Below are 16114 nucleotides of genomic sequence, written 5' to 3' on the forward strand. Positions count from 1 at the left end.
GCGGCCCCGGTGAGGCAGTGGGTGATGCCTGCTCTCATCCGGTATTCCTTCGTGGAGGCTCCGGTCGTGAGTACCCTGATCGCGCTCACGGCCGTGCTGGCCGGCGCGGCGCCGGTCGGTATCACCGTCGCGATCGGCGAACTCGTGGACGTGCTCACCTCGGCGGTCGGTAAGGGCACGAGCAGTCCGGCGGCACACGACTGCTACCGCTGGGTCGCGGTCATCGTCGTGCTGTTCTTCTTTACCCACCTCACCGAGTCGGCACGCAGCGCGCTGGGCCGGGCACTCGGCCGCCGGGTCACCGGGCGGCTGGGCGAGCGGGTGATGGGGGCGGCCTCGGAGCCGACGACCGTCGGCCATCTGGAGGATCCCGCCTACCTCGGCCGGATCAGCCGGGCCCGGGGGGCCGGGACCATCGACATGCCCCCCGGGGAGGCTGTCTTCGGGTTCTCGACCAGGTCCACCCTCTGGGTGACCGCGATCGGCTCCGCGGCACTGCTCACGGAGGTCGTCTGGTGGCTGGGGCCGGTCGTCTTCGTCGTGTTCACCCTGCTCCACTCCCGGCTGGTCCGGAACTACCGGAAGGCCGTCGTCGAGACGGTGAACCAGACGACGGAGCTGCGTCGTACGTCCTACCTGCGAGATGTGCCCACCACGCCGGGCGCGGCCCGGGAGGTGCGGCTGTTCGGCCTGGCCGGCTTCTTCCGCGACGCGTACCGAGCGGAGTGGCGGACGAACATGACGAGGGTCTGGCGGCGCCGGCGCGAGCACGACCTGTTCGTGGTCGTGGTCGTGCTGGTCACCGGCGCCGCTGTCGCTTCGGTCTTCTGCTTCCTGGCGTACCGGGCCGCGACCCGCGCCGATGGGACGACCGTGGGTGACCTGGCGATCGGCGGCCTGGCCGTGCGGGCGCTGCTGCAGGTGCTTCGGGCGGACGACGACGACCTCCGCATGGGCTTCGGGGGGAAGGCCGCCGGCGAGGCGCTCGCCTTCCCTGTCGCGGAGCCGGTCGCGGAGCCGCTCGTACCGTCGCCCGCCAAGCCGGCGCCGACCGGGGCCATCGCCTGCGAGGGCCTGCGGTTCCGTTACGGCGGCAGCGTGGGCGAGGTGCTGCACGGCATCGACCTCACCGTCCCCGCCGGTCAGTCGCTCGCCATCGTCGGCCTCAACGGCGCGGGCAAGACCACGCTGGCCCGGCTCATCGCAGGACTGGACGCTCCGAGCGGGGGCTCGCTGCACATCGGCGGCACCCCGGTCGGCGACGCGGAGCGTCGCGGCTGGCAGCGTCAAGTCGTCGCGGTCTTCCAGGACTTCGGCCGCTACGAGCTGACCGTGCGCGACAACATCGCCTTTGGCTCGCTGCCCCACGCGGACGATGAGGAGGGCCTGCGCGCCGTGGCACGACAAGCCGGACTGCTGGAGTTCATCGAGCGGCTGCCCGACGGTTGGGACACGGTGATGTCCAGCGGTTACGCGGGCGGGGTCGACGCATCGGGCGGCGAATGGCAGCGCATCGCCATCGCCCGTGCGCTGTTCGGCCTGCGGCACGGCGCGCAGCTGCTGATCATGGACGAGCCGGCCGCCAGTCTGGACCCCCGCGCGGAGGCTCAGCTCTACGACACGTTCCACGAGCTCACCGCAGGGGCCACCACCATCGCCATCTCGCACCGGTTCGCCACCGTGCGCAAGGCGGAGCGGGTGGTCGTGCTGGAAGACGGTCGGATCATCGAAGACGGCACACACGAGGACCTGCTCACCGCCGACGGCCGGTATGCCGAGCTGTTCCGCCTGCAGGCCAAGCGTTTCGAGGAGGTGGCGTCTTGATCGGCGCACTGCGTTTCGTCCTGGCGATCGGACCCCGCACGGACCGGATCCGGTCCCTGCTTGTAGTGGCGGTGGCGCTACTCGAAACGGCCACCGGGGTGGGCCTGGCCGTGCTGCTCGGTCTTTTCAGTGCGGTGGCGAGCCGTCACTCGACCCACGGCCTGGCGGTCCTGACGCTGGCCGCGGCGATATTCGTGATGCTCACGCAGGGCACCTTCATCGCCGGGTACTTCACCCGGCTACGGCTTCAGGAGGAGATCCAGAACCAGATCGAGCTCCGGCTCATCGACGTGGTCGGCACGACGCCGACGCTGGAGATCCACGAGCGTCCGAGCCGTTCCGACACGGCGGCCACGGCCCGTGCCACTCGAGGCGAGATCGGACCGGCCTTCGACCGGCTGGTGTGGCTGATCGGAGCCGCGCTGGCGCTGATCGCCTCGGCGGTGCTTATGGCGTTGGTCGTCCCGGTCCTCGCCGTGCTGCCGCTCTTCGCCGTTCCCGCGGTGCTGACCACCCAGGCCGCGGACAAGCGACGCGGCCGGGCCGAACAGCGCACCACGCCCAGCACCCGGCTGGCCGGGCACCTGTTCACGCTCGCCACCACCGCCGCATCCGGCCGGGAGACCCGCCTGTTCGGACTGGCGCGCGAACTGCGGCGGAGGCACCGCGCGCAGTGGGACGCCGCCGGACGCGACATCGCCCGCACCGACGGGCTGGCCCGGGTGCCGGTCGCCCTGGCGTGGCTGCTCTTCGTGCTGGCCTACGCGGGCGCGATCGTCCTGATGGTGCGGGCCGCTCTGTCCGGCCACGCCTCGCTCAGCCTGGTGATCACGGCCGTCGCCGTGAGCAGCCAGATCACCGGACAGGTGCAGGGCCTGCTGAACCTGAGCTTCTGGACCCTGGAGTCGCTGCGGGCGACCCGGGTCTTCCTCGACGTTGTCGAGGACGGCACCGTGGAGCGGGCGGCCGTCGTGCCGGCCACCCCGGCGGTGGTGCCGGCTGCACTGCGCCACGGGATCACTCTGGAAGGTCTCACCTTCCAGTACTGGAACCGCGACCAGCCCTCCCTGGACGCCGTCGACCTCCACCTCCCGGCCGGCGCGGTGGTCGCCCTGGTCGGCGAGAACGGCGCCGGGAAATCCACCTTCGTCACCATGCTCACCGGCCTCTACCGTCCGAACGCGGGGCGCATCCTGGTGGACGGCACCGACCTCGCCCAGTTCTCGCCAGAGGAGTGGCGGGCACGGACCACCGTGGCCTTCCAGGCCCCGGTCCCGATCGAGATGTCCCTCCAGGACACCGTCGGACTGGGCCTGCTCGACCACCGTGAGGACCCGGAGCGGGTCCTCGAAGCGGTGCGGACCGCGGGTGGCGACAGACTCCTCTCCGGGCTTCCCGACGGGCTGGACACCCGGCTCGGACGCACATCGTGGGACGGCGAGGGCCTGTCGGGCGGCCAGTGGCAGACGCTCGCCAACGCTCGGGCCGCGATGCGGCGGACGCCGCTGCTGCGGATCCTCGACGAGCCCTCCGCCAGCCTCGACGCCCGCGCCGAGGAGTGGCTGTTCAAGCAGTACGCCGAGCTCAACCGCCTGGACGGCGGGGTGACCGTGCTGGTCACCCACCGCTTCACCACCGCCCGCGCGGCTGACCTCATCGTCGTCCTGGACCACGGCCGCGTCGTCGAGGTCGGCACCCACGACAGCCTGACCCGGGCCGACGGCCCCTACGCCGAGCTGTACCGCCTGCAGGCCCGGTACTTCGTCTGATCGGACGCACCGGACCCTCGGTGCCAAAGGAGGTAGCTGAGAACCCCTCCTGGGTCGTGGCCGCGCCGGACAGACTGCCGGACGACCCGCTCGGTCAGCATCGCGGCGAACCCCTGCTGGACCTCGATGTCGGCCCTCGCGAGGATCGTGTCCAGGGCTGCCTGGATGTCGAGGCCCAGCTCAATCGTCTCGCCGCGGCCCTCCCAGCGGAGGATCCGGCGCGGATTAACGCCGACGATCTCGGCGAACGCCTTGCCCGTGCGGCGCATGGCCTTGCGCCGCAGGCTTGCCTCGTAGCCGGTCCAGCGCGTCACCCCCCGCCTTGGCCGGCCCCTACGGGCTCTCGCCAGGGACCGCCCGGTACGTCATTTGCAGGCGGTGCAGGACCGGGTGGCCGACGGGAAGCGCTGTGTCGTCGATCGCGGCCGGCGGACGCACGCCGAACAAGGCGGGAGAGGCGGTCAGGTCCGTGAGCGGCCGAGGTCACGAGCTACGAGCCGCAGGAACGGCGACCACCGTCCACTTCCCGTAGTCCACGTACCGGCGAGACACCACGCCCGGTCACCATCGGGCGTCGAGTCAGCTCAGCAGGACTGTGCCGTAATAGAGCCGGCCTTAGGTGGGGAGCGGCGCGCAGGGCAGGCCCAGGCGGTATGCAAAACCTCGCCCCGCCTGGACGAAGGCCAGGCGGGACGAAGGTCAGGCGGGACGCCAGTCCCGAGCTCAGACACCTTGGATCAGTGGATTATCGCGGGACAGCCTTGCGGTGGATCACAACGGGAGTGCACGACCTCCGCCTTCTGGCGCGGTGAAGATCAGGTCGGTCGGCTTCTTCCCCTGACAGCGGCGCTGGAACAGTTGCGCCTGCTCCGGGGTGAGCACGAGCGTCCGGCGTGACTTCTTGGTCTTGGGGGCGCCGAGGAACGTCCCGCCTCCGGCGGCCATTGCTGTCCGTGACCGTTCACCAGGTCACGGAAACGCTTCGCCGCCCCTTCGCCGTCGAAGGTCTCGCGCCGGGTCCGCCCCGTTCGGGAGCCACCAGTCCGCCACATCACGGTGCGGGAGGGGTCACCGCTCAGGCGTTCACCGGCCATGCCGTGAGCCATCCGAAGGAGCCTGCGGCGAGTCGCTGTGGCGTTCGCGCGGCTCATGCCGTGACCCGGCTAGCGTCGCAACGGCGTTCCCACTGGTCACAACGTTTCTGCTGTGGTGGGGCGGGTGGGACTCGAACCCACGGCCGACGGATTATGAGTCCGCTGCTCTAACCGGCTGAGCTACCGCCCCTTTTCGGCCTGGCGCGTACATGTGTGCGCGCCGTCTGCCGCAGCATAGCCGGTCATACGATCTCTCGCTCCGGATGCCCGGGTACTCGTGACCATGAAGACCGCGCTGCTCCGTGCCCGGTTCCGGACGACGTGAAGTTGACGCGAAAGAGTCACGCCGGCCCCACGCGCACCACCGAACCGGACCGCCGGAGGGCCGGTTCGGGGCACGCGAAAAAGGACCCCGCAGGGCCCTCTTCCGTTCCGCTCCCCCGACTGGACTCGAACCAGTAACCCTCCGGTTAACAGCCGAATGCTCTGCCAATTGAGCTACAGGGGATCGCGCTCCCCCGACTGGACTCGAACCAGTAACCTGCCGGTTAACAGCCGGCTGCTCTGCCAATTGAGCTACAGGGGATTGCTGCGTCGCCTCGAACGACACCTGCCTGGCGGCTGCCGGGCGGCGGACGTTCGCTGCGACACATACATTAGCGCAAGCAGGGGGGTGCTTTGCCAATCGGTATCGGCCGGGGTGATCTCCGGTGCCCGCGGGTAGGCGGGCAGCACACATCGCACGGAGTGAAGAAAGGGTGACAGCCATGCGGTACCGGCTCACGTTCATCGCCGGAGTGGCCCTCGGTTACGTGCTCGGCACGCGTGCCGGGCGCGAGCGCTACGAGCAGCTGAAGAAGTCCGCACGTCAGTTCGCCCAGAACCCGGCCGTGCGCAACACCTGCGAGTCGGCGGCCCAGAGCGGCCGCGAGTTCGCCGGGAAGGCGTACCACGCGGTGGGCGACAAGGTCGGCGACAAGGTGCCGGCGTCCGTGGCGGACCGGGTGCGGTCGCTGCGCGGGCACGGCGCGAACGGCGCGGACGACTGGGGAACGACCAACACCTGAGGCCCCGTCGTCAGGTCTGTCGCACCGCCGGTGCGGGAATGCTCCGGCGGTGCGGCAGAATCTGTGTATGGGCATAGTCGCCGGCTTGGACAGTTCTTCCGCCTTCACGCACATCGTGGTCTGCGATACGGACACGGGTGCCGTACTGCGCCAGGGGTACGCCGCACACCCCGTGGAGGCGAAGGCCTCCGAGGTCGACCCGCAGGTGTGGCTGCTCTCACTCGGTGAGGCGGCCACCGGCGGGCTGCTCGAAGGCGTGCAGGCCATCGGGGTGGCCGCGCAGCAGCACGGGCTCGTGCCGCTGGACCGCCAGGGCAATCTCGTACGTCCCGCGCTGCTCGGCAACGACAAGCGGGCGCAGGTCGCCGCCGCCGATCTGATCGACGGGCTGGGCGGGCGGCAGGCCTGGGCCGAGGCGGTCGGGGCGGTGCCGCAGGCCGCTCAGCCGGTGTCGAAGCTGCGCTGGATGGCGCGGAACGAGCCGGAGACGGCACAGCGGGTCGCCGCCGTGCTCCAGCCGCACGACTGGCTGGTGTGGCAGCTGCTGGGCCGCCCGGCCCGGCGGACGACCGACCGGGGTGCCGCGTCCGGGACCGGTTACTGGTCGGCGGCCACTGAGTCCTACCGGCCGGAGCTGGTGGAGCTGGCGCTCGGCCGGGAGGCGGCGCTGCCCGAGGTGCTCGGTCCCTGCGAGGCTGCCGGGACGACGCCCGAGGGGCTGCTGATCTCGGCGGGTACCGGCGAGACGATGGCGGCGGCGTTCGGGCTCGGGGTCGGGGTCGGCGACGCCGTGGTGTCGCTGGGGGCCTCTGGCTCGGTGATGGCCGTGCACCACGAGGCGCTGGCCGATCCGACCGGGATGATCACCTCGTTCGCGGACGCCACCGGGATGCACCTGCCGGTGGTGCACACGTCGAACGCGGTACGGGCGCTGCGCGGCACCGCCGAGATGCTGGACGTGGAGGGGCTGGAGGAGCTGTCGGCGCTGGCGCTGAAGTCGACGCCGGGCGCCTCGGGGCTGGTGCTCCTGCCGTATCTGGAGGGTGAGCGGACCCCGCGTCTGCCGCACACCGCGGGGACGCTGAGCGGGCTGCGGCGCGAGTCGATGAAGCCGGAGCACCTCGCGCGGGCCGCGTTCGAGGGGATGCTCTGCTCGCTGGCCGACGCGCTGAACGTGCTGCGCGGCCGCGGGGTCGAGGTGCGGCGGGTGTTCCTGCTGGGCGCCGCCGCCGAACTGCCGGCCGTGCGGGCGCTCGCGCCCATGCTGCTGGGGACGCAGGTGGTCATCCCGGAGCCGGCCCAGTACGCGGCGCTGGGTGCGGCCCGGCAGGCGGCCTGGGCGCTGGGGGTCTCGCAGGGGACGCTCGATCCGCGCACTCCCCCGGTCTGGCAGGACGCCGCGGCGCAGGTGCTGGATCCCGGCGAGGAGCTGGCGGTCGGTCAGGCGGTGCGTCAGCAGTACGTGGCGACGCGGGACCAGATCCACCCCGGAGCCTTCGACGCCGCGCGCTGATACGCGGGGCGTCGATAAGCGGGGCGCTGATACGTCGCGCGCCGATACGCGGGGCGCTCGTCGCCGCGCGCCGGGGCGTCTCGCGGTCGACGGCGCGCGCCGGGGTGCCTACCTTCGGTGACACCGCCGGGGGGCGGCGCGGAGTTCGGTGGCAAAATTATGGACCCGGTCTTTTTTTTGACCTGGACTTGAATAAAAACGTTCGCGGTCCCGGTGGGCGGTGCCGGAAAATGGGTCGACTCCCGACCTATGCCGACTCCGAGAGACACGCGTGCTCATAAAACTCCTGCGGGCCTATCTCGGTCCGTACAAGAAACCGATCGCGCTGCTGGTGGTCTTCCAGCTGCTCCAGACCTCCGCCGCCCTCTATCTGCCCACCCTGAACGCCGACATCATCGACAACGGTGTCGTCAAGGGGGACACGGGTTACATCCTTCAGTACGGCGGCGCCATGATCGTCGTCAGCATCGCCCAGGTGGTCTGCAACGTCGGGGCCGTCTACATCGGTGCCCGTACCGCGTCCGCACTGGGCCGCGACGTCCGGGCGTCGGTCTTCGACCGGGTCCAGTCGTTCTCCGCGCGTGAGCTCGGCCGGTTCGGCGCACCGTCGCTGATCACCCGTACGACCAATGACGTCCAGCAGGTCCAGATGCTGGTCCTGATGACGTTCACGCTGATGGTCTCGGCACCGATCATGTGTGTCGGCGGCATCATCATGGCGCTCGGCCAGGATGTCCCGCTCTCCGCGGTGCTCCTCGCGGTGGTGCCGGTCCTCGGGATCGCGGTGAGCCTGATCGTGAAGCGGATGCGTCCGCTGTTCCGCACGATGCAGGAGCGGCTCGACACGGTGAACCGGGTGCTGCGCGAGCAGATCACCGGCAACCGGGTCATCCGCGCCTTCGTCCGCGACGGTTACGAGGAGAAGCGGTTCCGCGGCGCCAACACCGAGCTGACGGACGTGGCGCTGTCCACCGGGCGGCTGATGGCACTGATGTTCCCGACCGTGATGACGGTCGTGAACGTGTCGTCGATCGCCGTCGTCTGGTTCGGCGCGCACCGGATCGACAGCGGCGGGATGCAGATCGGGGCGCTGACCGCGTTCCTCTCCTATCTGATGCAGATCGTCATGTCGGTCATGATGGCCACCTTCATGTTCATGATGGTGCCGCGCGCCGAGGTCTGTGCCGAGCGCATCCAGGAGGTCCTGGAGACCGAGTCCAGCGTGGTGCCGCCGGTCGATCCGGTGACCGAACTGCGCGCCCACGGGCATCTGGAGGTCCGGGGTGCGAACTTCCGCTACCCCGGCGCCGAGGCGTCGGTACTGCGGTCGGTGGATCTGATGGCCCGGCCCGGCGAGACGACCGCGATCATCGGGTCGACGGGCAGCGGCAAGTCGACGCTGCTCGGTCTCGTACCCCGGCTGTTCGACGTGACGGACGGCCAGGTGCTGGTCGACGGGACGGACGTACGGACGCTGGATCCGGCGCTGCTGGCGAAGACCGTGAGCCTGGTCCCGCAGAAGCCGTATCTGTTCTCCGGAACGGTCGCGACCAATCTGCGGTACGGGAACCCGGACGCGACCGACGAGGAGCTGTGGCACGCCCTGGAGGTCGCACAGGCCAAGGAGTTCGTCGAGGGTCTGGAGCACGGGCTCGACGCACCGATCGCGCAGGGCGGAACCAATGTCTCCGGCGGGCAGAGACAGCGGCTGTCGATCGCGCGGACGCTGGTCCAGCAGCCGGAGATCTACCTCTTCGATGACTCGTTCTCCGCGCTGGACTACGCCACGGACGCCGCGCTGCGCGCGGCACTGCTGCGGGAGACCGCCGCCGCGACCGTGGTGATCGTCGCACAGCGGGTGTCCACCATCCGCGACGCCGACCGGATCCTGGTGATGGACGAGGGCCGGGTCGTCGGCTCCGGCAGTCATCACGAGCTGATGGACGGCAATGAAACATACCGGGAGATCGTGCTCTCCCAGCTGACGGAAGCGGAGGCCGCGTAATGGCCGGGGCTGGCGGACGCATGATGGCGGGCGGGGCACCGACCCAGCGCTCCATGGACTTCAAGGGCTCCACGAAGCGGCTGCTGAAGCGCTTCGCCTCGGAGCGGGCCACGCTGTACGTGATGCTGGTGGCCGGTGCGCTGAGCGTGGCGCTCTCGGTGGTCGGCCCGAAGATCCTCGGCAAGGCCACCGACCTGGTGTTCGCCGGGGTCATCGGCCGGCAGATGCGGGCGGGGACGACCAAGGAGCAGGCCATCGACGGCCTGCACAAGTCCAACAGCGGCCTGGCCGACATGCTCTCCAAGGTGGACTTCGTCCCCGGGCAGGGCATGGACTTCGACGCGATCGGCCGGGTGCTGCTGGCGGCGCTGGCCGTGTACGTGGGTGCCGGGCTGCTGATGCTGGTGTCGACGCGGCTGTCGATCCGGGTGATCAACCGGGTCGTGTTCCAGATGCGCGAGGACATCCAGACGAAGCTGTCGCGGCTGCCGCTGTCCTACTTCGACCAGCAGAAGCGCGGCGAGGTGCTCAGCCGGGCGACGAACGACATAGACAACATCTCGCAGACGATGCAGCAGACGATGGGCCAGCTCATCAACTCGCTGCTGACCATCGTCGGCGTGCTGATCATGATGTTCTGGATCTCGCCGCTGCTGGCGCTCGTCGCCCTGGTGACGGTGCCGCTGTCGGTGGTCGTGGCGACCAAGGTGGGCAAGCGCTCGCAGCCGCAGTTCGTCCAGCAGTGGAAGGTGACGGGCAAGCTCAACGCCCACATCGAGGAGATGTACACCGGGCACACCCTGGTGAAGGTCTTCGGCCGGCAGGACGAGTCCGCGCGGGACTTCGCCGAGCAGAACGACGCGCTGTACGAGGCCGGGTTCAAGGCGCAGTTCAACAGCGGGATCATGCAGCCGCTGATGATGTTCGTGTCGAACCTGAACTATGTGCTGATCGCCGTGATCGGCGGGCTGCGCGTCGCCTCCGGTTCGCTGTCGATCGGTGATGTGCAGGCCTTCATCCAGTACTCGCGGCAGTTCTCCATGCCGCTGACCCAGGTCGCCTCCATGGCGAACCTGGTGCAGTCCGGGGTGGCCTCGGCCGAGCGGATCTTCGAACTGCTGGACGCCGAGGAGCAGGACCCCGATCCCGCACCGGGCAAGGGCGCGCACCCGCAGGCGCCGCGCGGCAGCGTCGCGCTGGAGCACGTGTCGTTCCGCTACGACCCGGAGAAGCCGCTCATCGAGGACCTGTCGCTGAGTGTCGAACCGGGTCACACGGTCGCGATCGTCGGACCGACCGGTGCGGGCAAGACGACGCTGGTCAATCTGCTGATGCGGTTCTACGAGGTGACGGGCGGCCGGATCACCCTGGACGGGGTGGACGTGGCGACGATGTCGCGCGACGACCTGCGGTCGGGGATCGGCATGGTCCTCCAGGACACCTGGCTGTTCGGCGGGACCATCGCGGAGAACATCGCGTACGGCGCGTCGGTCGAGGTCACCCGGGAGGAGGTCGAGGAGGCGGCGCGGGCGGCCCACGCCGACCGCTTCATCCGTACCCTGCCGGACGGCTACGACACGGTGATCGACGACGAGGGCACCGGCGTCAGCGCGGGCGAGAAGCAGCTGATCACCATCGCGCGGGCGTTCCTGTCCGACCCGGTGATACTGGTGCTCGACGAGGCGACCAGCTCGGTCGACACCCGTACCGAGGTGCTGATCCAGAAGGCGATGGCGCGCCTGGCGCACGGCCGTACGAGCTTCGTGATCGCGCACCGGCTCTCCACCATCCGGGACGCCGACGTCATCCTGGTGATGGAGAACGGCTCGATCGTCGAGCAGGGCACGCACGACGGGCTGTTGGAGGCGCGGGGCGCGTACGCGCGGCTGTACGCGGCCCAGTTCGCGCAGGCGGTCGCCGAGGTCGACTAGGGTCTTTCGTTTGGATCAGGCTGGATCAGGGAGCGGGGGCCGGTGCCGTGCATCGCAAGGCGGAGGAGGGAGTCAGGGCGGAGTCCTGGCGACCGACGACAACGCCGCGAGGTGCGGTGCCGGACCCCGCGAGCCCAGCATGATCCAAACGAGAGGCTCTAGGGAGCCTGTTCGCGGCGCCGTTCCGCGGCTGCCCCGGCGGGTGCGCGGGTACGCGTACTCAGTCGAGGTAGCCGCGGAGCTGGTCGGCGAAGGCGTGGTCCCGCAGTTTGCTGAGGGTCTTGGACTCGATCTGGCGGATGCGTTCACGGGTCACGCCGAAGATCCGGCCTATCTCCTCAAGCGTGCGGGGCCGCCCGTCGGCCAGCCCGTACCGCAGCTGGACCACCTTCCGCTCGCGCTCGTTGAGCGTGGAGAGCACGACCTCCAGGTGTTCGCGCAGCAGCAGGAAGGCGGCGGACTCGACCGGGGACGCGGCGTCCCCGTCCTCGATCAGGTCGCCGAGGGAGACGTCGTCCTCCTCGCCGACCGGGGCGTGCAGGGACACGGGTTCCTGGGCGAGGCGCAGCACCTCGCCCACCCGCTCCGGGGTCAGGTCGAGCTGGGCGGCGACCTCCTCGGGAGTCGGCTCGTAGCCGCGCTCCTGGAGCATCCGGCGCTGGACCCGCACGACGCGGTTGATCAGTTCGACGACGTGGACCGGGACCCGTATGGTCCGCGCCTGGTCGGCCAGGGCGCGGGACATGGCCTGCCGGATCCACCAGGTCGCGTACGTCGAGAACTTGTAGCCGCGGGCGTAGTCGAACTTCTCGACCGCCCGGATCAGTCCGAGGTTTCCCTCCTGGACCAGGTCGAGCATGGTCAGTCCGCGGCCGACGTAGCGTTTGGCCACGGAGACGACCAGGCGCAGGTTGGCCTCGATGAGCCGGCGTTTGGCCATCCGGCCCATGACGACGAGCCGGTCCAGGTCGACGGCGAGGCGGGTGTCGGGGTCCGGGGTGCGGGCGAGGCGTTCCTCGGCGAACAGGCCGGCTTCGACGCTGCGGGCGAGCTCCACCTCGTCGGCGGCGGTGAGCAGCTGGATGCGGCCGATCTCCCGCAGGTACTGCCGGAACAGATCGGACGACGGCCCGCTCGTGTCCGGCCTGCCGCGCCGCGCCGGGGGCTCGGGCAGCTCCGCCGGCTCCTCCATGACCACCTCGGGTGGGTCGGGGATGTCCTGCGGGTCCGCCGCGGCCTCCGGGTGACGTACGGCCCGGTGCTGCGCGGGGACTGCCGAGACATGCTCGGTCTTGGTCACGGTCCGGGTCTGCACGGGGGCGACCTCCAGGTGATCGCTGCCGGACCGCGGGGATGGAGGACCACCGTTCGGTGGGCCGGCCGCGCTCCGATGACTCAGGCACCGCCACCCAGTGTGGGGCACGACACACAGCTGCCACGAGGGGCGTGCGGGGACTTTCTGAGTCCGCCAGGTGACCGGGCGGGTCGCCGGAGGCGGCCCTGGGGCCTCAGAGCGCGTCGGCTCCGCTGTTGCGCAGGGACTGGGCGTACTGCTGGAGGACCCAGACCTCGTTCTGCGCGGCGGCCAGGTGGTCCGGGGCGACATTGCTGCCGAGCCGGGCGAGGCTGCCCTGGACGTCGTCGATCCGGCGGTCGACGGCCCGCAGCCGGACCTTGACCAGGTGCTCGCCCGCGTAGGCCTCGTCGATGGACTTGCCGTGGAAGACCTCGACCGCCAGCTCGGTGACCAGCTTGCGCACCGTGTCGTTGGGGGTCGCGTCGAGCACCTGGACGAGGTATTCGCGGGTCTCGGCTACGCCCAGCTCGGCGCCGCCGACCTCCGCGATGCACTCGCGGACTGCCGCGTACGGCGGGGCGGTGAACTCGTCCGTGCCGTAGGCGTCGAAGGCCGGGGAGACCAGGGCGGGCTTCTGCAGGGCGAGCTTGAGCAGCTCGCGCTCGGTGCGGTGGGCCGGGCTGCGGAGGTTGAGCGCGGGCCCGGAGGGGCCGGAGGCCGCGGCGGGGGGCTGGGCCTGCCGGCTCTGCGCGCCGGAGCGGGAGGAGGAGCGCGCGGATCCTCGCTGGTCGCCCCGGCCGCGGGCCCACTGGGCGAGCTGATTGACCCGGTGCACGACGTACTCCTGGTCCAGGATGCCGACGAAGCCGGCCAGCTGGACGGCGACCTCGCGCTGCACGCTGCCCGTCTTGATCTTGGCGACGACGGAGGCGGCCTCGTCGAGCGCGGCGGCGCGGCCCGCCGGGGTCTCCAGGTCGTAGCGGCCGACGATCTGACGGAGGGCGAACTCGAAGAGCGGGGTGCGGGGTTCGACCAGGTCGCGGACGGCCTCGTCGCCCTTGGCGAGCCGCAGATCGCACGGGTCCATGTTGTCCGGGGCGATCGCGATGTAGGTCTCGGCGGCGAATTTCTGGTCGTCCTCGAAGGCGCGCAGGGCGGCCTTCTGGCCTGCCGCGTCACCGTCGAAGGTGAAGATCACCCGGGCGCTGCCGTTGTCCATCAGGAGCCGGCGCAGGATCTTGATGTGGTCGCCGCCGAACGCGGTGCCGCAGGTGGCGATGGCGGTGGTGATCCCGGCGAGGTGGCAGGCCATCACGTCGGTGTAGCCCTCGACGACGACGGCCCGGCTGGCCTTCGCGATGTCCTTCTTGGCCAGGTCGATGCCGTACAGCACCTGGGACTTCTTGTAGATCGCGGTCTCTGGGGTGTTGAGGTACTTCGGGCCGTTGTCGTCGTCGCGCAGTTTGCGGGCGCCGAAGCCGACGATGTCGCCCGCGGTGTCGCTGATCGGCCACATCAGCCGGCCGCGGAAGCGGTCGATGGGGCCGCGCCTGCCGTCCTGGGAGATGCCGGAGGCGATCAGCTCCTTGTCGCTGAAGCCCTTGCCGCGCAGATAGCGGGTGAGGTGGTCCCAGCCGGCCGGGCTGTAGCCGACGCCGAAGTGGCCGGCCGCCGCCTGGTCGAAGCCGCGCTCGGCGAGGAACTTGCGGCCGATCTCGGCCTCGGGGCCGTCGAGCTGCTCGACGTAGAACTGGGCGGCCGCCTTGTGCGCCTCGACCAGCCTGATCCGCTCACCGCGCTGGTGGGAGGGGTTGTACCCGCCCTCCTCGTACCGCAGGGTGATGCCGGCCTGGGCCGCGAGCCGCTCGACCACCTCGGAGAACTGGAGGTGGTCGATCTTCATCACGAAGGCGATCGTGTCGCCGCCCTCCTGGCAGCCGAAGCAGTGGAAGAGACCCTTGCTCGGACTGACCTGGAAGGAGGGGGACTTCTCGTCGTGGAAGGGGCACAGGCCCTTGAGGTTTCCACCGCCCGCGTTGCGCAGCTGGAGGTACTCGGAAACGACGGCGTCGATCGGGACCGCGTCCCGGACCGCCTTCACGTCGTCGTCATTGATCCTGCCTGCCACGGGGTGAAGTCTACGGGTGGGCAGTGACAGGCATGGTGCGGGCCGGGTGTGATACGGGCCGCCCGCGGTGCCCGGGTCCGCCCGTGCCGGGGCCCGCCGGGCTCCGGCACAAGGCGGTCCGGACCGCTCAGATCAGTGATTCCAGCGGCACCGAGGGATCGGCCAGCGCGTCCGGGTCGACCGGCTGACCGGCCTTGATCAGTTCCTGCACGGTGTCGGTGACGTCCCACACGTTCACGTTCATCCCGGCGAGCACCTTGCCGTCCTTCAGCCAGAACGCGATGAACTCGCGCTTGCCCGCGTCGCCGCGGATCACCACCTGGTCGTAGCTGCCGGGCGGTGCCCAGCCCGAGTACTCCAGGCCGAGGTCGTACTGGTCGGAGAAGAAGTACGGCACCCGGTCGTAGGAGACGTCCTGACCGAGCATGGCGCGGGCCGCCGCCGGGCCGCCGTTCAGCGCGTTGGCCCAGTGCTCCACCCGCAGCCGGGTGCCGAGCCCCGGATGCGCCACGTTGGCGACGTCACCTGCGGCGTAGATGTGCGGGTCGCTGGTGCGCAGGGAGGCGTCCACGGCGATGCCGCCGCCCTGGGCGCGGGGGGCGATGTCGAGGCCCGCGGCCTCGGCGAGGGCGGAGCGCGGGGCGGCCCCGATCGCGGCGAGGACGTCGTGGGCGGGGTGCTCCTCGCCGTCGTCGGTGCGGACCGCGAGCACCATGCCGTCCTGGCCGACGATCTCGGTGAGCCGGCCGCCGAAGTGGAAGCGGACGCCGTGGTCGCTGTGCAGATCGGTGAAGAGCTGGCCGAGCTCGGGGCCGATGACCCGGTGCAGCGGGGTCGCCTCCGGTTCGACGACGGTGACCTCGGCGCCGTATCCGCGGGCCGCCGCCGCGACCTCCAGGCCGATCCAGCCGGCTCCGGCGATCACCAGGTGGCCGTTGTCGCGGCCGAGCGCGGCCAGGACGTTGCGCAGCCGGTCGGAGTGGGCGAGGCGGCGCAGGTGGTGGACGCCGGCCAGGCCGGTGCCGGGGATGTCGAGGCGGCGCGGCTCGGCGCCGGTGGCCAGGAGCAGCTTGTCGTAGTGGATGACGGTGCCGTCGCCGAGCTCCACGGAGCGGGCGTCGCGGTTCAGTACGGTGACGGGCTGGCCGAGGTGGAGCTCGATGTCGGCCCCCGCGTACCAGGCCGTCTCGTGGACGAAGACGCTGTCGCGTTCCTCCTTGCCGGCCAGGTACCCCTTGGAGAGCGGCGGGCGTTCGTACGGATGGTCGCGCTCATCGCCGATCAGGATGACCCGGCCGCTGAAACCCGCCGAGCGGAGCGCCTCCGCCGCCTTCGCTCCGGCCAGTCCTGCGCCGACAATGACGAACGTCCGATGTGCGTCGACCACTTGATGCCTCCTCGGTGCTTGCTGCGCGGCGCCAACTGCGAGCGTCCCGCACGCAGCGTGATGGCGAAAGAGGGTGTGACCCGATCAGGTCACACCCAG

General features: G+C 70.5%; 10 protein-coding genes and 3 tRNA genes. 6 read left to right on the forward strand and 7 right to left on the reverse strand.

What is annotated here, in order from left to right; all coding sequences use genetic code 11:
- The first annotated feature begins 66 nt into the window (after positions 1–66).
- Together ACZ6S6_RS03945 and ACZ6S6_RS03950 are read left to right on the forward strand one after the other, a co-directional pair.
- A complete protein-coding gene (locus ACZ6S6_RS03945; RefSeq protein ID WP_469703690.1) occupies positions 67–1824 on the forward strand; it encodes an ABC transporter ATP-binding protein in 1758 nt (585 codons plus the stop codon).
- Positions 1821–3593, forward strand: coding sequence for an ABC transporter ATP-binding protein (locus ACZ6S6_RS03950; RefSeq protein WP_362964529.1), 1773 nt, complete (start codon positions 1821–1823; stop codon positions 3591–3593). Before ACZ6S6_RS03945 ends, ACZ6S6_RS03950 begins: the two co-directional genes overlap by 4 nt.
- Here ACZ6S6_RS03950 and ACZ6S6_RS03955 read toward each other — a convergent pair.
- The 4 genes from ACZ6S6_RS03955 to ACZ6S6_RS03970 all read right to left on the reverse strand — a co-directional run bounded on the left by ACZ6S6_RS03955 (position 3551) and on the right by ACZ6S6_RS03970 (position 5273).
- Complete coding sequence (locus tag ACZ6S6_RS03955) at positions 3551–3907, reverse strand: hypothetical protein (protein ID WP_469703693.1); 357 nt, start codon at positions 3905–3907, stop codon at positions 3551–3553. The two genes, ACZ6S6_RS03950 and ACZ6S6_RS03955, sit on opposite strands and share 43 nt — an antisense overlap.
- A gap of 893 nt (positions 3908–4800) precedes the next feature.
- Positions 4801–4877 (reverse strand) — tRNA-Ile (locus tag ACZ6S6_RS03960).
- A 245-nt stretch (positions 4878–5122) separates the two neighbouring features.
- Positions 5123–5195 (reverse strand) — tRNA-Asn (locus ACZ6S6_RS03965).
- Between the two features lie 5 nt (positions 5196–5200).
- Positions 5201–5273: transfer RNA gene (locus ACZ6S6_RS03970), tRNA-Asn, on the reverse strand.
- A gap of 181 nt (positions 5274–5454) precedes the next feature.
- Here ACZ6S6_RS03970 and ACZ6S6_RS03975 point away from each other — a divergent pair.
- The 4 genes from ACZ6S6_RS03975 to ACZ6S6_RS03990 all read left to right on the forward strand — a co-directional run bounded on the left by ACZ6S6_RS03975 (position 5455) and on the right by ACZ6S6_RS03990 (position 11203).
- Positions 5455–5754 carry a YtxH domain-containing protein gene (locus ACZ6S6_RS03975; RefSeq protein WP_362964575.1) on the forward strand — a complete coding sequence of 100 codons (300 nt, stop codon included), beginning with the start codon at positions 5455–5457 and terminating at the stop codon, positions 5752–5754.
- A gap of 67 nt (positions 5755–5821) precedes the next feature.
- Positions 5822–7267, forward strand: a complete 1446-nt coding sequence (locus tag ACZ6S6_RS03980) for an FGGY family carbohydrate kinase (RefSeq protein WP_469703695.1) — start codon at positions 5822–5824, stop codon at positions 7265–7267.
- 271 nt (positions 7268–7538) lie between these two features.
- Positions 7539–9272, forward strand: coding sequence for an ABC transporter ATP-binding protein (locus tag ACZ6S6_RS03985; protein ID WP_362964535.1), 1734 nt, complete (start codon positions 7539–7541; stop codon positions 9270–9272).
- Positions 9272–11203 carry an ABC transporter ATP-binding protein gene (locus ACZ6S6_RS03990; RefSeq protein ID WP_362964537.1) on the forward strand — a complete coding sequence of 644 codons (1932 nt, stop codon included), beginning with the start codon at positions 9272–9274 and terminating at the stop codon, positions 11201–11203. The genes ACZ6S6_RS03985 and ACZ6S6_RS03990 overlap by 1 nt, the downstream gene beginning before the upstream one ends.
- A gap of 220 nt (positions 11204–11423) precedes the next feature.
- Here the strand turns inward: ACZ6S6_RS03990 and ACZ6S6_RS03995 are convergent, their stop codons facing one another.
- The 3 genes from ACZ6S6_RS03995 to ACZ6S6_RS04005 all read right to left on the reverse strand — a co-directional run bounded on the left by ACZ6S6_RS03995 (position 11424) and on the right by ACZ6S6_RS04005 (position 16015).
- A complete protein-coding gene (locus ACZ6S6_RS03995) occupies positions 11424–12518 on the reverse strand; it encodes an RNA polymerase sigma factor (protein ID WP_362964539.1) in 1095 nt (364 codons plus the stop codon).
- A 193-nt stretch (positions 12519–12711) separates the two neighbouring features.
- Positions 12712–14628, reverse strand: a complete 1917-nt coding sequence (gene dnaG / locus ACZ6S6_RS04000; protein ID WP_362964541.1) for a DNA primase — start codon at positions 14626–14628, stop codon at positions 12712–12714.
- A 127-nt stretch (positions 14629–14755) separates the two neighbouring features.
- Entirely contained in the window at positions 14756–16015 is a 1260-nt protein-coding gene (locus ACZ6S6_RS04005; protein WP_362964543.1) for an NAD(P)/FAD-dependent oxidoreductase, read from the reverse strand.
- Between the last annotated feature and the right edge of the window lie 99 nt (positions 16016–16114).

Source organism: Streptomyces sp. NPDC048671, from assembly GCF_055587045.1.

Bases quoted from the DNA above. Each gene is read 5' to 3' on its own strand.
- ACZ6S6_RS03975 (WP_362964575.1), top strand. From the start codon at position 5,455: ATGCGGTACCGGCTCACGTTCATCGCCGGAGTGGCCCTCGGTTACGTG.
- ACZ6S6_RS03990 (WP_362964537.1), top strand. From the start codon at position 9,272: ATGGCCGGGGCTGGCGGACGCATGATGGCGGGCGGGGCACCGACCCAG.
- ACZ6S6_RS03980 (WP_469703695.1), top strand. From the start codon at position 5,822: ATGGGCATAGTCGCCGGCTTGGACAGTTCTTCCGCCTTCACGCACATC.